Here is a 20684-nt window from a genome sequence, read left to right on the forward strand (position 1 = left end):
TTTAATGTCGCTGAAAAGGTTCGCTCTTTCGGTGTTAAAACACCTCCCACGTGTGTAGTGCGTGTCTTTTGTATGCGTGAAATTTATTTCGCGCGAGAACACTAAACATAAAGAAAAAGCAATCGGTACAAAAGAACCTCGATGCATTCATTAACTATTTTGCAAAAAACTGTCACAAGTGAGCGTTTACTAAACACTCAGTCTTGCGAACCAATGGTTGCCATGCTTTAATTAGGCAGCAAAAAAATAAACAGTTGTGGGTTTATTTAAACTGGACGTTTTAAAAAATTATTTGGGAAATAACAATGGCGCTTAGCTGTAAAACAATTGTGACGTCATTTGCGTTACTTGCAATGACTGGCTGTACAATCATCCCCGGTAGCCATTTTGAAGGAATCGAATCGGGTGAAAAAGTAGATAACCTTGAGAAGGAGCTCGATAAAGTCAATATTCAAATCATCGACTCTTCTTTAATTAATCAGCAAAAACAATCTCAAGTTACACATACTAAACCAACAAGCTTAGACGGTGTTGATACCTCTGACTACCAATACCGATTAGGCGTTGGTGATGTACTAACGATTGGTGTATGGGATCACCCAGAGCTTACAATACCTGCGGCTGTTCAGCGTACTGCCGAATTTGATGGCTTTCGTGTTCAAGCCGATGGCACAATTACGTATGCATATGCACCAAATATTCAAGCGGCTGGCAGAACAGTACAAGAAGTACACGCAGAACTTGTTAAGCGCTTAAGCCGCGTTATCGAAGACCCACAGGTCGATATTAAGATAGTTGGTTTTAGAAGCCAAAAAGCCTATGTCACGGGTGAAGTAAATAAACCAGGCGTACTACCAGTAACCGAAATTCCACTTACATTAATTGATGCATTAAACCAAGCAGGTGGTTTAACTGAATCTGCCGATTGGCGAACAGTGACATTTACACGCGGTGATAAAACCGAAGTTATTAAATTAGATGACTTTTACGCTAAAGGTGATATTTCACAAAATCGTTTGTTAAAACATGGCGATATTGTCCACGTAAACCGTAACGATATGCAAAAAGTGTTTGTGTTAGGCGATGTTAAGCGCGCTGGTACAGTGGGTGTTAATCGTTATGGTTTAAATTTAGCGCAAGCATTAAGTGATGCGGGTGGTTTAAACGAAAACACGGCAGATGCTAACGGTGTTTTTGTACTACGTAAACGCAATTTAGAAACCGACGGTGTAATTGCCGATGTATATCAGCTGCATGCTAAAAATGTGGCAGCTTTAGTATTGGCCGAGCAGTTTAAGTTACAACCTCACGACATAGTATATGTAACAAGTGCACCGCTTGCCCGTTGGAACCGTGTAATAAGCTTACTACTGCCTTCTGTTAGTACGGTAGATGCAGTAAACGACGTAGCAAACACAAACTAAGGGTTAAATGGTATGTTTGATTCTGTATTAGTTGTGTGTGCCGGCAATATATGCCGCAGCCCAACCGCCGAATATGTATTAAAAAGCAAACTGCAAGGCAAAAATGTAACTGTATCGTCGGCGGGGTTAACAGCCCTTGAAGGAAAACCCGCCGATGCCCAAGCTCAGTTAATTGCAAACGAGCATAATATTGATATGAGCGCGCATCAGGGGAGGCAAATTACCTCAAACCTTGTTGCAAATAATAGCGTAATACTCGTGATGGAACAGCGCCACATAAATGACTTGTGCGCGCGTTACCCACAGGCTCGCGGTAAAACATTTTTGCTTGGTAAGTGGGTAGGCGATAAAGAAATACCCGATCCTTACCGTCAAAGCCAAGAGGCTTTTAAGCATGTTTACGAATTAATCGATAGCGCGTGTAGCGCTTGGCAAAAGTATTTATAAGGAAAGGCTAGTACATGAATGCTCAGCCCACTGCATTAGCAGCAAATAAACAAAATAGAACCCAACAAGAACAAGCAAGCCAAGAAATCGATTTAATGGCGTTATTAGGTGCATTAATTGACCGCAAATACTTTATAGCGGCAATTACGGCAGCCTTCATGGCTGTTGGTGTGTTTTACGCGGTTTTTTCTACTCCGGTTTACCAAGCAACGGCCATGATACAAGTTGAAGATGGTGGCGCATCGGTACCAGGCTTTGATGACATGGCCGGTATGTTCGAAAGTACCTCGGCTGCGGTAACCGAAATAGAGTTACTAAAATCGCGCTCTGTTATTGGCGAGGCCGTCGACACATTAAAGCTCGATATTATTGCCGAACCAAAGCTCTTTCCTGTAATTGGTAACAGAGCGTTTCGTAAGTTTACTCCAGTAGAAAATGGTGACCTAGCGGAGCCTAGTTTTGGGGCAAGCAGCTATGCCTGGGGTGGCGAGAGCATAAACGTATTTAGGTTTGACGTACCGCGTTCAGCAATCGGTACAGGTTTTACCTTAGTTGCTGGTGAAGGCACTGGCAATAATAAACAATTTACACTTTTAAATGGTGACGGCGACGTTATTTTAAAAGGTAAAGTGGGCGAAGAGCTAACAAATGGTAAATTTAACGTAACAATTCGCAGTTTAATCGCCCGCCCTGGCACCGAGTTTACGCTTTTACGTCAAGATCGTTTAAATACTATTTTAGATTTACAAGCAGCAATTGGTGCAAGCGAAAAAGGTAAAGACTCAGGCATTATTAATTTAAGCTTACAAAGCGAAAACGCGGGCTACGCCGAAAAAGTGCTCGATAAAGTGGCCGCTATTTATGTACGCCGCAATGTAGAGCGCAATAGCGCCGAGGCACAAAAATCACTCGAGTTTTTAGAAGTACAGTTGCCTGAGGTTAAAAAGCAGCTTGAATACGCCGAGCAGCGTTTTAACGACTACCAAATTCAGCGTCAATCAATCAACATTACTTTAGAGACGCAAGGCGTACTAGAGCAAGTAGTAGAGCTTGAAACTAAATTACAAGAGCTAGAGCTAAAGCGCTTAGAGCTAAGCCGTAAATTTAAAGACAGCCACCCAACATACCAAGGGGTGCTTGAACAAATAGAAGCGGTCGAAAAACAAAAGCAAAACCTAGTGGGCGAAGTAGGCAACCTACCCGAAACACAGCAAGAGTTACTGCGTTTAAAGCGCGATGTTGAGGTAAGCAACCAAATTTACACACTACTGCTAAGTAAAACGCAAGAGCTCGATATTGTGCGTGCAGGTACCGTAGGCAATGTACGTATAATCGACTATGCCGAGGTTAATACCTCAAAACCGGTTAAACCTAAAAAAGCACTCATTGTTGTTGTGGCAACTATGCTGGGTGGCATGCTAGCCGTAGCTATTGTATTAATACAAAAAGCGATACATAAAGGGGTCGAAGACCCTAACGAAATTGAGGCACTAGGCCTGCCTGTATATACAAGCGTACCGTATTCAGACTACCAAGATAAACTTACCGGTTTTAGCAAAGCTAAAAAAGGCCGTAACAAGCCTAAAACCATACTGGCGGTTGATAACCCAGCTGACTTATCAATCGAGGCATTACGTAGCCTACGTACCAGTTTGCACTTTGCTATGATGGAGTCTAAAAATAACCTTATTGCTATTTCGGGCCCAAGCCCAGGTGTGGGTAAGTCGTTTATATCGGTTAACCTTGCAACAGTATTAGCGCAAAGTGGTAAAAAGGTACTGATTATCGATGCCGATATGCGTAAAGGGTATTTGCAAACCCAGTTTGGTATGCAGTGGGACGATGGCTTAAGTGATTACCTATCGGGCCGCTTAAACTTAGAGCAAGTAACAAAGCACTCGCAAGTGCAAGACCTCGACGTAATTACACGTGGCCAAATACCACCAAACCCCTCTGAGTTATTAATGCACAGTAACTTTAGTAAGCTAGTCGAAGAAATTAAAAGCAAATACGACATTGTAATAATTGATACCCCTCCAATTTTAGCGGTAACAGACCCAGCTATAGTCAGTGCCCACACGGGTACAACATTGCTAGTGACACGTTTTGGTCAAAACCATGCGCGCGAAATAGAGCTAACGCGTAACCGCTTTGAGCAAAATGGTATTGATGTTAAAGGCGTGGTATTTAATGGGGTGTTACGTAAAGCAAGCAATGCGTATGGCTACTACGGGTATTACAATTACGAGTATAAATCGGGTAGTAACTAAGCAATTTTCTCACAGTATTGTTTTTGAATAGGGCTTGTTAATTACTCTATTTTAATAATGAGTAATTCCAAGTTTTAGCTGGACATAGAGTATTTTTTAAATTTAAGAGAGTATTAAAATGCGCGATTCATTAACGGATCTAAAGATTGGCATAATAGGCTTGGGCTACGTTGGTCTCCCATTAGCGGTCGAATTTGGTAAAAAATACCAAACATTAGGATTTGATATTAATCAAAACCGAGTTGCACAGTTGGTAGCAGGGCATGATGCAACACTTGAGGTAAGTGATACAGAATTAAAAGAGTCTACAAGTTTAAATTATTCACATAATGTAGCCGATTTAGAATCGTGTAATGTTTATATTGTTACAGTACCAACACCAATTGATGAACATAAACAACCTGATTTAACACCACTTGTTAAAGCGAGTGAAATGTTAGGTAAAGTGGTTAAAAAAGGCGACATTATCATTTATGAGTCGACGGTTTACCCAGGCGCAACAGAAGAAGCCTGTTTACCAGTAGTGGAGCAAGTATCTGGCTTAACTTTTAATAAAGACTTTTTTGCAGGTTATTCACCAGAGCGAATAAATCCGGGTGATAAAGAGCGCCGGGTTACAAATATTTTAAAGGTTACAAGCGGCTCAACCCCTGAAATTGCAGAATTAGTTGATCAGCTTTATAAGTCAATAATTATCGCAGGTACCCACAAAGCAAGTTCTATTAAAGTTGCTGAGGCCTCCAAAGTAATTGAAAATGTTCAGCGAGATGTAAATATAGCCTTGGTTAATGAGTTACATCAGATATTTCAACGCTTGGGTATTAATACAAAAGAAGTGATCGAAGCTGCTGGTACAAAATGGAACTTTATGAAGTTACAGCCAGGACTTGTAGGGGGGCATTGTATTGGTGTTGACCCATACTATTTACTTCATAAATCACAGACTTCTGGCTATGTGCCTGATTTAATGCGCAAAGCAAGAGAAATCAACGATTTTATGCCTACTTATATAGCTCAAGACTTTTTAAAGCAATTAATTAAACATAAAATAAACCCAGTAGACTGTAATGTAGCGTTACTTGGTTTTACTTTTAAAGAAAACTGTCCAGATATACGTAATACAAAAGTTTATGATTTATATTTGGCATTATCAGAACTAGGTTTAAAAGTTCAAATTGTGGATCCGTGGGCTAATATTGATGAGGTAAAACACGAGTATAATCTCGACGTGATAAACGAATATAACGATGAAGGTTTTAACGCACTTTTATTAGCCGTAGGGCATAATGAGTTAATTGATATATGTACATCTATTCGTAGTGAAAAATTTATTTATGACTTTAAAGGATTATTAAACTAACTATGAAATTAATTGTTACAGGTGGGGCCGGTTTTATCGGCTCAGCAGTTATTCGGCATATTATCAAAAACACGAATGACTCTGTTATTAACTTAGATAAGTTAACTTATGCTGGTAACTTAGAGTCTCTAGATTCTGTTGAAGGTAGCGACCGCTATGTATTTGAACAGGTTGATATTTGTGATCGCACAGAGCTTGATCGAATATTCAAACAGCATAAGCCTGATGGAGTTATGCACTTAGCTGCAGAAAGTCATGTAGATCGTTCGATAACAGGGCCTGCAGAGTTTATTCAAACTAATATTGTAGGTACTTACACTCTATTAGAAGCTGCTCGCGGGTATTGGAATTCACTCACGGATAGTGGAAAACTTGCTTTCAGGTTTCATCATATATCTACTGATGAAGTTTATGGTGATTTACCTCACCCAAGCGAGCAAGAAGGAAGTATTGAAAATCAAGAGCTGCCTTTATTTACTGAACAAACTGCATATGCTCCAAGCAGCCCTTATTCAGCGAGTAAGGCATCGAGTGATCACTTGGTCAGAGCGTGGTTAAGAACATATGGACTTCCTACAATTATAACCAACTGCTCAAATAATTATGGGCCATATCACTTTCCTGAAAAACTTATCCCGCTTGTTATTTTAAATGCGCTTGATGATAAAGATTTGCCTATTTATGGTAAAGGTGACCAAATTCGTGATTGGTTATATGTAGAAGACCATGCCAGAGCTTTGTATAAAATAGTGACCGAAGGCGAAGTAGGTGAAACATATAACATAGGCGGTCATAACGAAAAGCAAAATATTGAAGTTGTTCAAACAATTTGCAGCATTTTAGATGAGTTAGTGCCTAAAGCAACAAAATATGCAGATCAAATCACTTATGTAACAGATCGCCCTGGCCATGATCGCCGCTACGCTATTGATTCGAGTAAAATGCAAAAAGAGCTCGGCTGGACACCTGTAGAAACGTTTGAAACAGGCTTACGTAAAACAGTGCAATGGTATTTAGATAATCAAAAGTGGTGTATAAACGTTCAAGATGGTTCATACCAGCGGGAACGCCTTGGCGAAATAAACACAGAAACACAAGGAAAGTAGAGTGAAAGGAATTATATTAGCCGGTGGCTCGGGTACTCGTCTTTATCCTATCACTATGGGTGTATCAAAACAGCTATTGCCAATTTACGATAAGCCGATGGTTTATTATCCGCTATCTGTTTTAATGCTAGCAGGTATTCGTGAAATCCTCATTATCACAACCCCTGAAGATTGCGATTCTTTTAAACGTTTATTGGGCGATGGTTCGCAGTTTGGTATTGAGTTAAGTTACACTGTACAGCCCAGCCCAGATGGATTAGCGCAAGCGTTTATCTTGGGAGAAGACTTTATTGGTAATGATGATGTATGCCTTGTATTAGGAGATAACATTTTTTACGGTCAAGGGTTTACTCCTAAATTAAAGCATGCAGTACAAAATGCAAAAGAAGGTCATGGTGCAACTGTATTTGGTTATCAAGTAAAAGACCCTGAACGTTTTGGTGTAGTTGAGTTTGATGAAAACCAAAAGGCAGTTTCAATTGAAGAAAAACCAGCTAAGCCTAAATCACATTATGCGGTAACAGGTTTATACTTCTATGATAACTCTGTAGTTGATTTAGCAAAACAAGTAGAGCCATCGCACCGTGGTGAGCTTGAAATCACCTGTTTAAATGAAATGTATTTAAAACAACGTAAACTCAATGTAGAGATGCTTGGTCGTGGTTTTGCATGGCTAGATACAGGTACACACGAAAGTCTACTTGAAGCAGCGCAATTTGTAGAAACAATTGAGAAGCGTCAAGGTTATAAAATAGCCTGTTTAGAAGAAATTGCTTTTAATAACGGATGGCTTAATAAGCAAGAGTTGGAAGTACTAGCAAAACCATTTCTAAAAAATAGTTATGGCCTGTATTTAATGCAATTAATAAAAGATTAAATAATGATAGTATTAAACAAACCGTTAACACCTGATTTAACAAAGCTTACAGCTAATTTATCGCAAGTAAACGAAAGCGGCTGGTACACTAATTTTGGGCCATTACATCAGCAGTTAACAAAACGCTTGGAAGAATACTTAGGCGTTAAAAACTTATTGCTTGTTTCTAACGGTACACTGGCTATTCAGGTTGCATGTAAAGCCCTAAATATTAACTCCGCTATTACCACTCCTTTTAGTTTTGTTGCTACAACTAGTTCGTTGTTATGGCAAGGTATTGATACAGCTTTTAGTGATATCGACATACATAGTTATAACTTATGCCCAACCGCACTTGATGAAGCGTTATCACAAGATAATAACTACGATGGCGTTGTTGCGACTCATGTTTATGGTAACCCGTGCGATGTTCAAGGTATAGCTGTTGTTGCCAATAAGTATAACAAAAAAGTTGTTTACGATGCTGCACATGCTTTTGATGTGAAGATAGATGAACAATCCGTACTTAATTTTGGAGATGCAAGTACATTAAGTTTTCATGCGACTAAGGTATTTCATACTGTTGAAGGTGGTGCCATTGTTTTTAAGCATAAAGCTGATTACGACAAGGCTAAGCGACTTATTAATTTTGGTATACAAGACGATGGTACATTGGGGGAGCCTGGTATAAATGCAAAACTAAATGAATATCAATGTGCAGTCGGCTTAACTCTACTTGATGACATAGAGGGCGTAATAGAGCATCGCTCAACATTATTTACTACTTATCGAACTGAATTAGAAGGAATTGTCGAGCTTCCAGTTTGGCATGAGCAAGCTAGCTTAAATGGTGCTTATATGCCTATTTATATTTCTGATAGAAATAGACAAGAGAGCGTAATTACAGCTTTAAAAAATAATGATATTCAAAGTCGGCGCTACTTTACTCCTTCGCTAGATTTAGCATACAGCCAACAAAAAAGCTTTGGTTGTGAAAATAGCCAGAGGCTTGCAAATGGGACAATTTGTTTGCCATTACATAATTCTATGAGTACTAGTGATGTTCTTAAGGTAGTTAACATAATTAAGCATACGCTAAAAGATGAGTTTTGATTATGGGTATCTTATCAAGGCAGCAATTAGAGAAAATAGGTTTTAAATCTGTAGGTGAAAATGTTTTATTATCTGATAAGGCGAGTATTTATGGCGCAAATAACATCAGTATCGGTAGCAATGTAAGAATTGATGACTTTGTCGTTTTATCTGCTGGCGATGGTGGGATAGAAATTGGTAACTATATTCATATTGCTGTTTTTAGCTCTTTAATTGGTGCTGGTAAAATAACATTAAAGGACTTTTGTAATATATCTTCAAGAGTTTCGGTTTATAGTAGTAGTGATGATTTTAGTGGTTTGTCGATGAGTAACCCTATGATTCCAGATGATTTTAAGGTTGTTGTCCATGAGGATGTTATCATTGAACGGCATGTTATAATTGGCTCTGGGTCAGTAATCCTTCCAGGGGTAACCATTGCTGAAGGGGCTGTAGTTGGTGCTTTAAGTCTAGCTAATCAATCCTGTGAAAAGTTTGTAATCTATGCTGGTGTTCCTATTAAGAAAATCAAAGATAGAAAAAAAGACCTTTTAAGTACAGAGGTCGAATTTATGCTCTCAAATAAATAGGTAGTCACTTGTCACTAAAGAAAAATGTTATAGCTAATTATGCTAGTCAGCTGTATGTTAGCGGAATAGGTATATTAATACTCCCGTTATATCTGAAGCATATGGGAGCTGAAGCATATGGTTTAATTGGCTTTTTCTCCATGTTACAAGCATGGTTTAATCTTCTCGATATCGGTCTTACTCCAACAATAAGCAGAGAAACAGCTCGTTTTAGAGGGGGGAGGAGTTCGGCTCTAATTTACAGGCAGCTATATAGATCCTTAAGTGTAATATTTTTTGTTACAGCATTTTTTGGAGCTGTGGCTTTAATATTTTTAAGTATTCCTATTGCGGATAAGTGGATTGAGGTTGAGACTTTAGGCTTAGATAAAGTTGTAATTTCTTTGCAGGTTATGTCAATTTGTATTGCTCTTAGATGGATGTGTGGCCTTTATAGGGGGGTTATTAGTGGATTCGAGAGGCTAATCTTATTAAGTGTATTTAATATTATAATTGCAAGCATCAGATTTCTGGGTGTTTTTGTTAGTATGTATTTTTATGGTTTTACACCAGAGGTTTTTTTCATTCACCAGTTAGTTGTCGCAGCACTCGAATTATTTTTATTATGGTTTTTTTCAGGTAGATTGTTACCGAGTAAGGAGGAGTTAACCTCTAAAATAGGTTGGTCATTTAAACCCGTTCGCTCGATAATTAAATTTGCTTTAAGTATTGCTGTAACATCATCTTTATGGATCTTTGTTACTCAAACAGATAAATTAATATTGTCAGGTATTTTATCAATGTCTGAGTATGGATACTTTACTTTGGCTGTGTTATTAGCGAGCTCGATAATGATTATAGGTGGTCCGATAAGCAATGCATTGTTACCTCGGATGGCAATGTTACATGCAAAGAATCAATTACAAAATTTGCTTTCTATTTACAGAAAGGCAACTAGATTTGTGTGTCTTCTTGCCGGTACACTCTCACTTATGCTTTTCTTTTATTCAAGTGAAATACTTTATGTTTGGACTGGCGAGCTTGAGCTCGTCGATAGAGTAGCCCCTATTTTATCTTTATACGCCGCGGGTAATGGTTTTTTAGTTATTTCAGCATTTCCTTATTATCTTCAATATGCTTCTGGAAATTTAAGATTTCATTTAATAGGGAGTATACTTTTAGTTTCTCTATTAATACCAGCGTTAATTATATCTACAAAAATTTATGGGGCAGTAGGAGCTGGTTATACTTGGTTTACTATCAATCTTATATATTTTTTATTTTGGGTTGCAATAGTACATAAAAAGTTAGTTTCCGGCTTGCATCTAAAGTGGCTATTATTTGATGTGCTTGCAACTGTTCTTGCTCCATTTGCTGTTGTTTGTATATCTAAGTACTTCATTGAATTTGACGAGAGTAGGTTCCAGTTATTTTTTCTTATTTGTATTGTTGGACTTGTGTCTTTGAGCACCGGTTTACTTTCTATTAAATATTTACAAAAAAACACTGAAAGGAGTTGGTTGAGTGTTAAGTATTAAAGATCATACAAGTTCCCTTCGTTCTGAAAAAGAAATTTTATCTAACTGGGGCAATTCTGAGCGTGTGAAAGTTACCATATGTTGTATCGTATTCAATCATTTTGACTTTGTTGAAGAGGCGATTAAAAGCTTTTTAATGCAAGAAACAGATTTTCCATTTGAAATTATTATTCACGATGATGCGTCTACTGATGCATCTGCTACTGTTATCGAAAAATACGTAAAGCTGTACCCAAATTTAATAAAGCCAATCTATCAAAGTGAAAACATTTATTCTAAAGGGATTAAGCCGTTATCTATCATTTTTTCACAAGCAAAAGGTGACTATTTTGCAATTTGTGAAGGTGATGATTACTGGTTGGACAAAAATAAAATCCAAAAACAGTATGATTACATGTCTGAAAACTTAGAATGCTCTGTGAGCTATCATCGCTCTTTGTTAATTGAAAACGGAGAGCTGACAGATAAGTATTCTCTAAATAATAAGTGTTATAAAGATTTTGATCAAATAGATTTATTGAAAGGTAGGGGACGAATTTCCACTCAAACAGCGATGTTAAGATCAAATATAAAGCATTTGCCAGAAGAATATTCAATGGTTACTAATGAAGATAGCTTTCTCTTTGTTTTATGTGGTGAGTTTGGTGTAGGTAAATTCTTAGAAGAGATTGGCCCATCAGCCTACAGATTACATAATGGTGGGATTTGGTCTAATAAAAAAAGTAGCATGAAAAGCATCAAAGCAGCTGAGTCTTATTATTGGATAGCTAAGTATTATGAAAGAGTTGGAAAAAAGCATTTTTCGAGTTTTTTTCTGTTTAAATCGATAAAAACTATACTTTTAAGCTCTATTTATAGTCCACTTTACAATTTATTATTCATGCTTAAAGTGGGTAAAAAGTAAATGTTTTCAATAGTACTGTGGTTTATAATTATTGCTGTCGGTGCAACTTTATATATTTGGAGATTTAGGCGGCTAGTAACACCGATGTCTTTTGTTTTCACTCTGTGGATGAGTTTGTTTTTTATTCTCCTTTCAGGCATTACTGTTTTTCCAAGATTATCTTTTTTGTCCTTTTCAATGATTTCTTTGGCGTTACTAAGCTTTGTTATTGGAAGTGTCTCGGTGAGTAGTGTGAATGTAGCTATGAGTCGTGATATTTTTACTAAGGTTGAGAGAAGTAAATTATTTTTATTGATTGTTCTGTCAACTCCCTTGATTTTATACTCTGTTTATTTTCTTGTTTCAAAACTTTTGTCAATTGGGCTCGAAGGGTATTTAATGGAGACTAAATGGGGGGGAGAACAAATTAATATTTTTTCTGGGAGTCTTGGTTATAGTATTGTAACTGTTTTTTTAAAAGGCTTTATATATGCGTCTTTCTTTTACTCTCTTTCAGTATATTTCTTATTGAAAGAAAAAAAATATCTTTATATTTCTACTTTTTTGATTTTATCATATTCGATAGTTTTATTTTCTAGAGTTGAAATGTTAGTCTGTTTTTTCAGTGTTTTTGTCGCATTGTTTTTGGTGAAGGAGGTTACAATTAAGCTTTTTTTTAAAGTTTTTTTATTCTTAGTTGTAGCTATTTCTTTTATGGTTTTTTTCTCATACATTCGCTCGGGAAATACATTAAGCTTAGGTGAGGTTTTTCTTAAATATCTTGTATATTACCACTTGTACGGAATTACTATATTTGGATTGGTTGTTGACTCAAAGATAGTGGTTGAGGGAATTGACACTAGCTACGGCTTATTGACATTACCAATATTATCTTTTTTTCCAGAACATATAATCTCTTTTGTGCAAGGGGAGCGATTCCTTTCACCCGCCACCGAAGCAAGAGGTTTAATGCAACAAGAAGTTCTAATTACCTTTACTGATGGCACTTACATTAAAACAAATGCGTTTTTTACGTCTTTATATCTATTTTACAAAGATTTTGGTGTGCTTGGAGTGATGCTTTTTCCTCTGCTATATGGTTATTTCTTTTCTAGGTCTTACTTGGAGTGGCTTAAAAGTAAAAGTCCTATAGATATGGCTTTTGTTATTTTTTGGTCATATACGGGTTATACGGCATTGTTTTTTCCTCCTCAAATTGCCGAATTTTATTGGTTTTGTTTTTTATCGCTGTTATTTATAAAGTACCGCTTTAAAAGAATAGTAAAGTAGGAGTTATTATGAATGTTTTACATTTTTGTAGTTATTATGTAGGTTCTAAAGTCTACTTTGAGTTGTTTAAAGCTATTTCAAACGTATATAGTCAGCAGGCTTATATTCCTGTCAGGAGTGAAGAGCATCTTTTGAGCAAGCAGGTGCCTGGTGTTGATTTTTATTTTGTTAAAAAACTAAATGCTTTAACTCGTATTTGTTATTTATATAAATTGATTTCAGTTGTTTTTCCTGCGCTAAAAAATTATTTAGAAAATAATGTTACTGACTTTGTTCATGCTCATACTCTTTATTCAGATGGAATACCTGCATATCTATTCTCTAGAGTGAGAAATCAAAAGCTGGTTGTTACTGTAAGAAATACAGATGTTAACTTGGGTTTTAAATATTATAGGCATTATAAGTGGCTGGTGAGAAAGGTATTAGTATATTCATCAAAGATCATATTCATATCTCCAGCGCATAAAAAGCAATTCCAAAATTATTTTGGTCACACTTATGATGGAAAGCTATTTGTTATTCCTAATGGTGTTGATGAATTCTTTATAGATAATTCTAAGCATTCTAAAAGTAAGGAGGGGGGTGGAGTTGTTGCGCTGCATATTGCAGCCATAGATAAAAATAAAAATTTAAAAAATACTATTCTTGCTTACTTCATGGCAATTAAAGAGCATGAAAAAGCTGAGTTTCGAGTTGCGGGTGGAACATATTCTGATTACAAAAAAGTATTCGGTGATTTGCCTGAGCACTTAAAGGGTAAGGTAGTTTTTTTAGGAAAACTTGATAAGGAGCAGCTAATTAAGCACATGAGTGAATCTTCTATTTTCATAATGGTATCTCATAAAGAAACTTTTGGTCTTGTTTATGTTGAGGCTATCTCTCAGTGCTTACCTATTGTTTATACTTCGGGGCAGGGGGTTGATGGTTACTTTTCTGATGGTGTATATGGTTTTAAAGCTAACTCACGCTCCGTTGAGTCAATTTCTACTGCAATACAAAATACTTTAAATAAATTTCCGAATGGTTTAGGTCCTTTTGAAGAGAATCCCGCAGCAAGTTTTTCCTGGGATAAAATTGCAAAAGTTTATATGGAAGAAGTTTATAAATGAAATTGATTTATCTTCATCAGTACTTTAGAAAACCATCAATGAATGGTGGTATACGCTCTTATGAGTTTGCAAAACGCCTTGCTCAATCAGGGCACGATGTTGTGATGGTAACCTCTGATAATCATAGTAAATTTAAAGGTTGGAAAATTGAAAAGTTAGATGGTTTTGAAGTACATTGGGTTTCAGTTCAGTATGACAATAGTTTTGGCTTTTTCAGACGCTTATGGGCTTTCTTTAAATTTTTAGTGCTTGCTAGTATTCATATATGTAGTTTGAAAAGTGATAAATTATTTGTGACAAGTACACCTTTAACTGTTGCTATTCCAGCTCTAATTTACAAATTCGTGAAGAGGAAGCCATATATTTTCGAGGTTAGAGATGTATGGCCAGAGGTGCCGGTAGCTTTAGGTGTAATTAAAAATACTCTATTAATAAAATTGGCTATTTTATTAGAGAGAATAGCTTATAAAAATGCTTCTCATATTATAGCTCTTTCTCCTGATATGAAAAAAAGTGTCTTAAAGCGTTCTGGTGACACACCTGTTACTGTAATTACTAATGCGGCAGATTGTCATCTATTTAATCAGTTACTTCCGGTGGATGATAAATTCATTTCAGTTCTCAATGAATTGAAGAAAAGACACAAAAAGGTGGTATTTTATACGGGGGCTTTTGGATTAGTTAACAATCTTCGTAGTTTTATTAAACTATCTTCATTTTCAGACGCTGAAATTGGCTTTGTAATAATAGGTGAAGGTAGAGAGGAAGATGAGTTAAAGAGTTATGCAAAAGAGTTGTCAGTGTTGAATAAAAGTCTTCACTTTTTACCTAGTGTGAATAAAAATCAGTTGTCATTCGTTCACAGTACTTTTGATATGGCAACATCAACAGTATTACCTATTGAAGCTTTATATGCTAACTCGGCTAATAAAGTTTTTGATGCATTTGCTGCAGGTACCCCTCTTTTAATTAACCATGGGGGGTGGATAAAAACTTTAATAGAGGAGACAAAATGCGGACTTGTTATAAATAATGATCCTAGCATTGATGATTATAATGCTCTTGAAGACTTTTTATTCTCAACTGAAGTTTATGATATAGCTTGTAATGCTGCAAGTGAGCTAGGTAGAAATGAATTTAATCGAGAGTATTTATTTAAAAAGCTTCTTCCAGTAATCGAGGGAGATTTATAATGAAGCGAGTTTTTGACTTTATAGTAGCTTTTTGTGCTTTGTTAACTTTATTACCTGTTATTGTTATAGTTGCTTTATTGATCCGGTTTAAATTAGGCTCGCCTATCTTGTTTACACAAGACCGCCCAGGTCTAAATGGCACTGTATTTAAAATGATGAAGTTTAGAACCATGCTTGATGGTAAAGACAAGCATGGTAATTTATTACCTGACAATGAGCGAATGACCAAATTTGGCGCTTTTTTACGCTCCACTAGCCTCGACGAGTTACCTGGGCTATTTAATGTACTCAAGGGCGATATGAGCTTGGTGGGACCTAGGCCATTATTAGTGCAATATCTACCACTTTATAGTACCGAGCAAGCTCGCCGCCATAATGTGCGCCCAGGTATAACAGGGTGGGCACAAGTAAATGGGCGTAATGCCATTAGCTGGGAAGATAAATTTAAGCTTGATGTATGGTATGTTGATAATCAAAGTTTTTGGCTCGACACAAAAATACTGTTTTTAACGGTTAAAAAAGTATTTGTTCGAGAAGGTATCAGTGCAGACGGTCATGTAACTATTGAGCCTTTTAAAGGCAGTAAAAATGACTAATACAAAGCCAATAATTGCTATTTTAGGAGCAAGTGGGCACGGTAAAGTGGTTGCCGATTTAGCTGAGCAGCTTGGTTACGCAGTTAGCTTTTATGATGACTCATTTCCAGAAAAAACAGCGCTTGAGCATTGGAATATTGTTGGTACTTTCTCAGATTTATTATTATGTGACTCATCACGATTTGAGGTGCTTGTCGCTATTGGTAATAATGAAGTTCGCAAACAAAAATGTGATGAGTTAATACAGCGCGGCTTTTCTTTGGCCACATTAGTACACCCTACTGCAACAGTAAGCCAATACGCTAAAATAGCTGCGGGTACTGTTGTATTGGCTGGCGCAGCCATTAATGCCTTTGCTGAAATTGGTCATGGTTGCATAATAAATACATCAGCAGTTATTGAGCACGATACTAAAATTGGCGAGTATTCGCATATTTGTCCAAATACAGCGCTAGCTGGAGCAGTTAAAATTGGTAAATGCTGTTGGATTGGTATTGGTAGCCAGATCATTCAATTAATATCAGTAGGTGATTACACCTTAGTGGGTGCAGGTAGTGTAGTTGTTAAAAGCTTACCTGCAAATGTAACTGCTTTTGGTTCGCCAGCAGTCGTAGTTAAAAGCGATAAAAAGAGTTAATAATCGCTCTTAGATGGATTTAATTTAAAATGTTAAACACCCCTTTTTCTCCTTGGCCTAGTTTTACACAAGAAGAGGCCGATGCGGTCAGCCGCGTTATTCTATCGAATAAAGTTAATTATTGGACAGGCACTGAATGTCGTGAGTTTGAAAAAGAATTTGCGACATGGGCCAACAGTGAATACGCAATTGCTTTGGGTAATGGAACATTAGCGCTTGATCTTGCTTTAAAAGCATTAGGTGTAGGCACTGGTGACGAAGTAATTACCACTCCGCGTACATTTTTAGCTTCGGCTAGCAGCATTGTTACCGCGGGTGCTGCCCCTGTATTTGCCGACGTTGACTTAAATAGCCAAGCTATTACTGCACAAAGCATTAAGGCAGTATTAACGCCAAAAACGAAAGCGGTTATTGTTGTTCACTTAGCGGGTATGCCTGCCGAAATGGATGAAATAATGGCATTAAGCGCTGAGCACGGTTTTTATGTAATAGAAGATTGCGCGCAAGCGCACGGCGCTAAATATAAAGGTAAATCGGTTGGTAGTATTGGTCATGTGGGCGCATGGAGTTTTTGCCAAGATAAAATTATGACCACGGGTGGCGAAGGTGGCATGGTTACCACAAACTCTAAAGAGTTATGGAGTAAAATGTGGAGCTATAAAGATCATGGTAAAAGCTTTGATGCAATTTATAACCGAGAACACCCACCAGGTTTTAGATGGCTGCACGAAAGCTTTGGCACTAACTGGCGAATGACCGAAATGCAAGCTGTTCTTGGTCGTATTCAGTTAACACGCATGAGCGATTGGACCGCCAAACGCCAAGCTTATGGGGCTGAGTTAGATGAAGCAGCAGCTAACTTTAACTGTATTCGCTTAGTCGATGTACCAGAGTATTGTGAGCATGCAGAGTACAAGCATTATATGTTTGTTAAACCTGAACAGTTGGCCGAAGGCTGGGATCGTGATCGTATAGTGAACGAAATAGTCGCGCGTGGTGTACCTTGTTTTCAAGGCAGTTGCTCAGAGGTATACCTTGAGAAAGCCTTTGATAACACACCATGGCGGCCTGAAAAGCGTTTATCAAACGCTGTAGAACTAGGCGAAACTTCAATTATGTTTTTAGTACACCCCACACTGACCATTGATGAAATTGCAAAATCAGTACAAGTTCTAAAAGACGTGTTTGAGCTAGCGAGTAAGTAATTTCACTTTAGTTATTTTTGTGTTGTCATTGGGGGCTGGGCGTTTTGATGTATTACCGAGCCCCCGGTGTTTAAATAAATTGAGAATATAAAACTAATAATTGCTTGGAGCACTGTTCCTTAAAGCAAAACTTTAGCATTAAGTGGCACAAGTTAAGTAATTTTATTTTATAAAAATCAAAGGCTAATGATATTGTATTAGTTTGGTGGCTAGATTCATTTGGTTCAGCTATAATTCATGAAAATTTAACAACTGTTAAGCAGCCAGTCAGCTTAGGTTGGTATGTTAATCGGCAAAAACAAGACAGGGAACTTGTTGTGGATAATATTATTCGCTCTATTTTAAACTCTTCGCGTGCAACTAAGCGCATTATTACTCTTTTTATCGACTCGTTATTTATCATATCAGCGTTTTGGCTTGCGTTAATAGTTAGGCTCGATAGCATTGCACCGCTTAGTAAAGCAGACAACTGGATGTTACTTTTACTACTTGTGCCAACAGCACTGTTTATTTTTATTAATTTAGGTTTGTATCGTGCAGTGCTGCGGTATATGAACTCGCAAGCTTTATGGGCAATTGTAATTGGCACCCTTATTAGTACGATTGCTTTGGTACTTTTTGCTTTTTTTATTGGTGTAGAAATACCGCGTACTATGCCGTTTATTTTTGCTTGGCTGTGCTTACTTACAGTGGGTGGAGCACGTATTGTTGTGCGTGCGATGATTGGTAAATTAACAACAGCAAATAAAGAGTCGGTTATTATTTACGGTGCGGGTTCGTCGGGTCGCCAATTAGCTACAGCGCTAGGCGCAGGGCCTGAGTACTTTGTTCGCGCTTTTATAGACGACGACGAAACAAAGCAGGGCTCTATTATTCAAGGTATTCCTGTTATTGCCTTTAAAGATATTTACGACCTAATTAACAGAGGTAAAGTAAGTAAGGTTTTACTGGCAATGCCAAGTGAGAGCCGAGCGCGTCGTAAACAAATTTTAGCGCAACTTGAGCCGCTTTCTATTAAAGTGCTTTCTATTCCTGGTATGGCCGATGTAATAGAGGGTAAAGCTAAGCTTTCTGAGTTTAGAGATGTTGAAATAGAAGACCTATTAGGTCGCGATTGTGTTGCACCAAAGGCGCATTTATTGGCCGCTAATATTAAAAATAAAGTGGTTATGGTAACGGGGGCCGGTGGTTCAATAGGGTCAGAGTTATGCCGCCAAATAGTAAAGCAAAAACCAACCAAGCTTGTGTTGTTTGAGTTAAGTGAGTTTGGTTTATATTCAATAGAAAAAGAATTAGCAGAGTATATCGCTAATAACCAACTTAATGTTGAGCTAATCCCAATTATGGGCTCTGTACAGCGCATTAACCGAATTGAAACAGTAATGATAGCGTTTGGTGTACAAACGGTATATCACGCTGCAGCCTACAAACATGTACCTTTAGTCGAGCACAATGTTGTTGAAGGTGTACGCAATAATGTTTTTGGTACTTACTACACGGCTAAAGCTGCTGTAAATGCCAAAGTTGAGACCTTTGTGCTCATATCTACCGATAAAGCAGTACGCCCAACTAATGTTATGGGGGCCACAAAGCGTATGGCTGAGCTATGTTTGCAAGGCTTGGCTCAAAATAAAGGTAAAAGTCACAATACCCGATTTTGTATGGTACGGTTTGGTAATGTTTTAGGCTCAAGTGGCTCGGTAGTGCCATTATTCCGCAGGCAAATACGTGAAGGCGGCCCAATAACGTTAACTCATCAGGAGATTACTCGCTTTTTTATGACCATTCCCGAGGCCGCACAACTGGTTATTCAGGCTGGTGCTATGGGCAAAGGGGGCGATGTATTTGTACTTGATATGGGTGAGTCGGTAAAAATTATCGATTTAGCCACAAAAATGATTCGTTTATCTGGCTTTGAAGTAAAAGATAAAAACAACCCGCATGGTGATATAGAAATAGTGTGTACAGGCCTTCGCCCAGGTGAAAAGCTGTTCGAAGAGCTATTAATTGGTGACAATGTAGGCGAAACCTCGCATGAGCGCATTATGACTGCAAATGAAGTTATGCTGCCTCTAGCAGAGCTTAATGTATTTTTAGAGGCGCTTGATATCGCTTGTCATAACTTTGATCACGAAACCATAAGACAATTATTGTTAGACGCACCAACCGGCTTTAACCCGACCGATGGCATTTGTGACCTGGTTTGGAATGCTAAACAAACAACAAGTCATAATATCAATGACTTTGCAGAGCAAGGCAAGGTAGTTAATTTAAAAAATTAACAAAGTATATTTGATAATTTTTTAAAATAAAGGTTGCTGCGCAAACGCGCCATGTAAGCATAACGCCCACGGTTTAATGTAGGCCTGAAATTTATTTCGGGCGAAAGGGTTATAAGCAACGAGTTACGAAAAGCGAGATTCGAGCTTGTATAGAGAAGTTTGTTAACGCCGATGAGAAGGTTTACTTTTTCGGCGTTAAAACGCCTCCCACAGTGTGATGAGTATCACTTGTAGGAGCGGCTTTAGCCGCGAATTTTAAAAAAGAACTTCCGGTGCAAACGCGCCATGCAAGCATAACGCCTACGGTTTAATGTAGGCGTGAAATTTATTTCGGGCGAAAGGGTTATAAGCAACGAGTTACGAAAAGCGAGATTCGAGCTTGTATAGAGAAGTTTGTTAACGCCGATGAGAAGGTTTACTTTTTCGGCGTTAAAACGCCTCCCACAGTGTGATATGTATCACTTGTAGGCAACGATTTACGAGAGGCGAGCTAGTAAAGCTAAATCGAGAAGGCTGTTTTATGCCGCTGTAAAGGTTTGCTTTTTCGGCGTTAAAACGCCTCCTACAATGTGTGATGAGTATCACTTGTAGGAGGGGCTTTAGCCGCGAATTTTAAAAAATAACTTCCGATGAAACGCGCCATGTAAGCATAACGCCTACGGTTTTGTCGCTTTTTATTTGAATTTTTAATATTCCATAATAATATTGCTCGCATCTCGCATCTCGCATCTCGCATCTCGCATCTCGCATCTCGCATCTCGCATCTCGCATCTCGCATCTCGCATCTCGCATCTCGCATCTCGCATCCAAACAACCATTCACTTTCT

At 37.8% G+C, this 20684-nt stretch carries 17 protein-coding genes; all 17 read left to right on the forward strand.

The window, feature by feature from the left end; genetic code table 11:
* The first annotated feature begins 305 nt into the window (after positions 1-305).
* The 17 genes from BWD47_RS10270 (at position 306) to BWD47_RS10350 (ending at position 19857) form a co-directional block, all read left to right on the forward strand.
* On the forward strand, positions 306-1424 hold the full coding sequence (locus BWD47_RS10270; RefSeq protein ID WP_075593920.1) for a polysaccharide export protein: 1119 nt from the start codon (positions 306-308) through the stop codon (positions 1422-1424).
* Between the two features lie 12 nt (positions 1425-1436).
* Positions 1437-1871, forward strand: a complete 435-nt coding sequence (locus BWD47_RS10275) for a low molecular weight protein-tyrosine-phosphatase (RefSeq protein ID WP_075593921.1) — start codon at positions 1437-1439, stop codon at positions 1869-1871.
* A gap of 14 nt (positions 1872-1885) precedes the next feature.
* Positions 1886-4141 carry a polysaccharide biosynthesis tyrosine autokinase gene (locus BWD47_RS10280; protein ID WP_075593922.1) on the forward strand — a complete coding sequence of 752 codons (2256 nt, stop codon included), beginning with the start codon at positions 1886-1888 and terminating at the stop codon, positions 4139-4141.
* A gap of 118 nt (positions 4142-4259) precedes the next feature.
* Positions 4260-5501: a nucleotide sugar dehydrogenase gene (locus BWD47_RS10285; protein ID WP_075593923.1), complete on the forward strand. Its 1242-nt coding sequence runs from the start codon at positions 4260-4262 to the stop codon at positions 5499-5501.
* A 2-nt stretch (positions 5502-5503) separates the two neighbouring features.
* On the forward strand, positions 5504-6607 hold the full coding sequence (gene rfbB, locus BWD47_RS10290; protein ID WP_075593924.1) for a dTDP-glucose 4,6-dehydratase: 1104 nt from the start codon (positions 5504-5506) through the stop codon (positions 6605-6607).
* A gap of 1 nt (position 6608) precedes the next feature.
* Complete coding sequence (gene rfbA / locus BWD47_RS10295) at positions 6609-7484, forward strand: glucose-1-phosphate thymidylyltransferase RfbA (protein WP_075593925.1); 876 nt, start codon at positions 6609-6611, stop codon at positions 7482-7484.
* A gap of 3 nt (positions 7485-7487) precedes the next feature.
* On the forward strand, positions 7488-8576 hold the full coding sequence (locus BWD47_RS10300) for a DegT/DnrJ/EryC1/StrS family aminotransferase (RefSeq protein ID WP_075593926.1): 1089 nt from the start codon (positions 7488-7490) through the stop codon (positions 8574-8576).
* Positions 8577-8578: 2 nt separating this feature from the next.
* On the forward strand, positions 8579-9145 hold the full coding sequence (locus tag BWD47_RS10305; RefSeq protein ID WP_075593927.1) for an acyltransferase: 567 nt from the start codon (positions 8579-8581) through the stop codon (positions 9143-9145).
* A gap of 8 nt (positions 9146-9153) precedes the next feature.
* Complete coding sequence (locus BWD47_RS10310) at positions 9154-10662, forward strand: oligosaccharide flippase family protein (RefSeq protein WP_075593928.1); 1509 nt, start codon at positions 9154-9156, stop codon at positions 10660-10662.
* On the forward strand, positions 10649-11566 hold the full coding sequence (locus BWD47_RS10315) for a glycosyltransferase family 2 protein (RefSeq protein ID WP_075593929.1): 918 nt from the start codon (positions 10649-10651) through the stop codon (positions 11564-11566). The genes BWD47_RS10310 and BWD47_RS10315 overlap by 14 nt, the downstream gene beginning before the upstream one ends.
* Positions 11567-12835, forward strand: a complete 1269-nt coding sequence (locus BWD47_RS10320; RefSeq protein ID WP_075593930.1) for an O-antigen polymerase — start codon at positions 11567-11569, stop codon at positions 12833-12835.
* Between the two features lie 8 nt (positions 12836-12843).
* The gene (locus BWD47_RS10325; RefSeq protein WP_075593931.1) at positions 12844-13944 is read left to right on the forward strand and encodes a glycosyltransferase family 4 protein; all 1101 of its coding nucleotides are present in this window, start codon (positions 12844-12846) and stop codon (positions 13942-13944) included.
* Positions 13941-15137 carry a glycosyltransferase family 4 protein gene (locus BWD47_RS10330; RefSeq protein WP_075593932.1) on the forward strand — a complete coding sequence of 399 codons (1197 nt, stop codon included), beginning with the start codon at positions 13941-13943 and terminating at the stop codon, positions 15135-15137. The genes BWD47_RS10325 and BWD47_RS10330 overlap by 4 nt, the downstream gene beginning before the upstream one ends.
* Entirely contained in the window at positions 15137-15733 is a 597-nt protein-coding gene (locus tag BWD47_RS10335) for a sugar transferase (protein WP_075593933.1), read from the forward strand. The genes BWD47_RS10330 and BWD47_RS10335 overlap by 1 nt, the downstream gene beginning before the upstream one ends.
* Positions 15726-16370 carry an acetyltransferase gene (locus tag BWD47_RS10340; RefSeq protein ID WP_075593934.1) on the forward strand — a complete coding sequence of 215 codons (645 nt, stop codon included), beginning with the start codon at positions 15726-15728 and terminating at the stop codon, positions 16368-16370. Before BWD47_RS10335 ends, BWD47_RS10340 begins: the two co-directional genes overlap by 8 nt.
* A 29-nt stretch (positions 16371-16399) precedes the next feature.
* Complete coding sequence (locus tag BWD47_RS10345) at positions 16400-17575, forward strand: DegT/DnrJ/EryC1/StrS aminotransferase family protein (protein WP_075593935.1); 1176 nt, start codon at positions 16400-16402, stop codon at positions 17573-17575.
* Between the two features lie 317 nt (positions 17576-17892).
* Positions 17893-19857, forward strand: coding sequence for a nucleoside-diphosphate sugar epimerase/dehydratase (locus BWD47_RS10350; RefSeq protein WP_075593936.1), 1965 nt, complete (start codon positions 17893-17895; stop codon positions 19855-19857).
* The last annotated feature ends 827 nt before the right edge of the window (positions 19858-20684 follow it).

Source organism: Pseudoalteromonas sp. PAB 2.2, from assembly GCF_001938575.1.
In the GTDB taxonomy this organism is placed as follows: domain Bacteria; phylum Pseudomonadota; class Gammaproteobacteria; order Enterobacterales; family Alteromonadaceae; genus Pseudoalteromonas; species Pseudoalteromonas lipolytica.

Excerpts from the sequence above, each read along its gene's own strand:
- BWD47_RS10345 (WP_075593935.1), top strand. The coding sequence starts at position 16,400 with ATGTTAAACACCCCTTTTTCTCCTTGGCCTAGTTTTACACAAGAAGAG.
- BWD47_RS10270 (WP_075593920.1), top strand. The coding sequence starts at position 306 with ATGGCGCTTAGCTGTAAAACAATTGTGACGTCATTTGCGTTACTTGCA.
- BWD47_RS10275 (WP_075593921.1), top strand. The coding sequence starts at position 1,437 with ATGTTTGATTCTGTATTAGTTGTGTGTGCCGGCAATATATGCCGCAGC.
- BWD47_RS10280 (WP_075593922.1), top strand. The coding sequence starts at position 1,886 with ATGAATGCTCAGCCCACTGCATTAGCAGCAAATAAACAAAATAGAACC.
- BWD47_RS10330 (WP_075593932.1), top strand. The coding sequence starts at position 13,941 with ATGAAATTGATTTATCTTCATCAGTACTTTAGAAAACCATCAATGAAT.
- BWD47_RS10285 (WP_075593923.1), top strand. The coding sequence starts at position 4,260 with ATGCGCGATTCATTAACGGATCTAAAGATTGGCATAATAGGCTTGGGC.
- BWD47_RS10335 (WP_075593933.1), top strand. The coding sequence starts at position 15,137 with ATGAAGCGAGTTTTTGACTTTATAGTAGCTTTTTGTGCTTTGTTAACT.
- BWD47_RS10305 (WP_075593927.1), top strand. The coding sequence starts at position 8,579 with ATGGGTATCTTATCAAGGCAGCAATTAGAGAAAATAGGTTTTAAATCT.
- BWD47_RS10340 (WP_075593934.1), top strand. The coding sequence starts at position 15,726 with ATGACTAATACAAAGCCAATAATTGCTATTTTAGGAGCAAGTGGGCAC.
- BWD47_RS10300 (WP_075593926.1), top strand. The coding sequence starts at position 7,488 with ATGATAGTATTAAACAAACCGTTAACACCTGATTTAACAAAGCTTACA.
- BWD47_RS10325 (WP_075593931.1), top strand. The coding sequence starts at position 12,844 with ATGAATGTTTTACATTTTTGTAGTTATTATGTAGGTTCTAAAGTCTAC.
- BWD47_RS10320 (WP_075593930.1), top strand. The coding sequence starts at position 11,567 with ATGTTTTCAATAGTACTGTGGTTTATAATTATTGCTGTCGGTGCAACT.
- rfbB (WP_075593924.1), top strand. The coding sequence starts at position 5,504 with ATGAAATTAATTGTTACAGGTGGGGCCGGTTTTATCGGCTCAGCAGTT.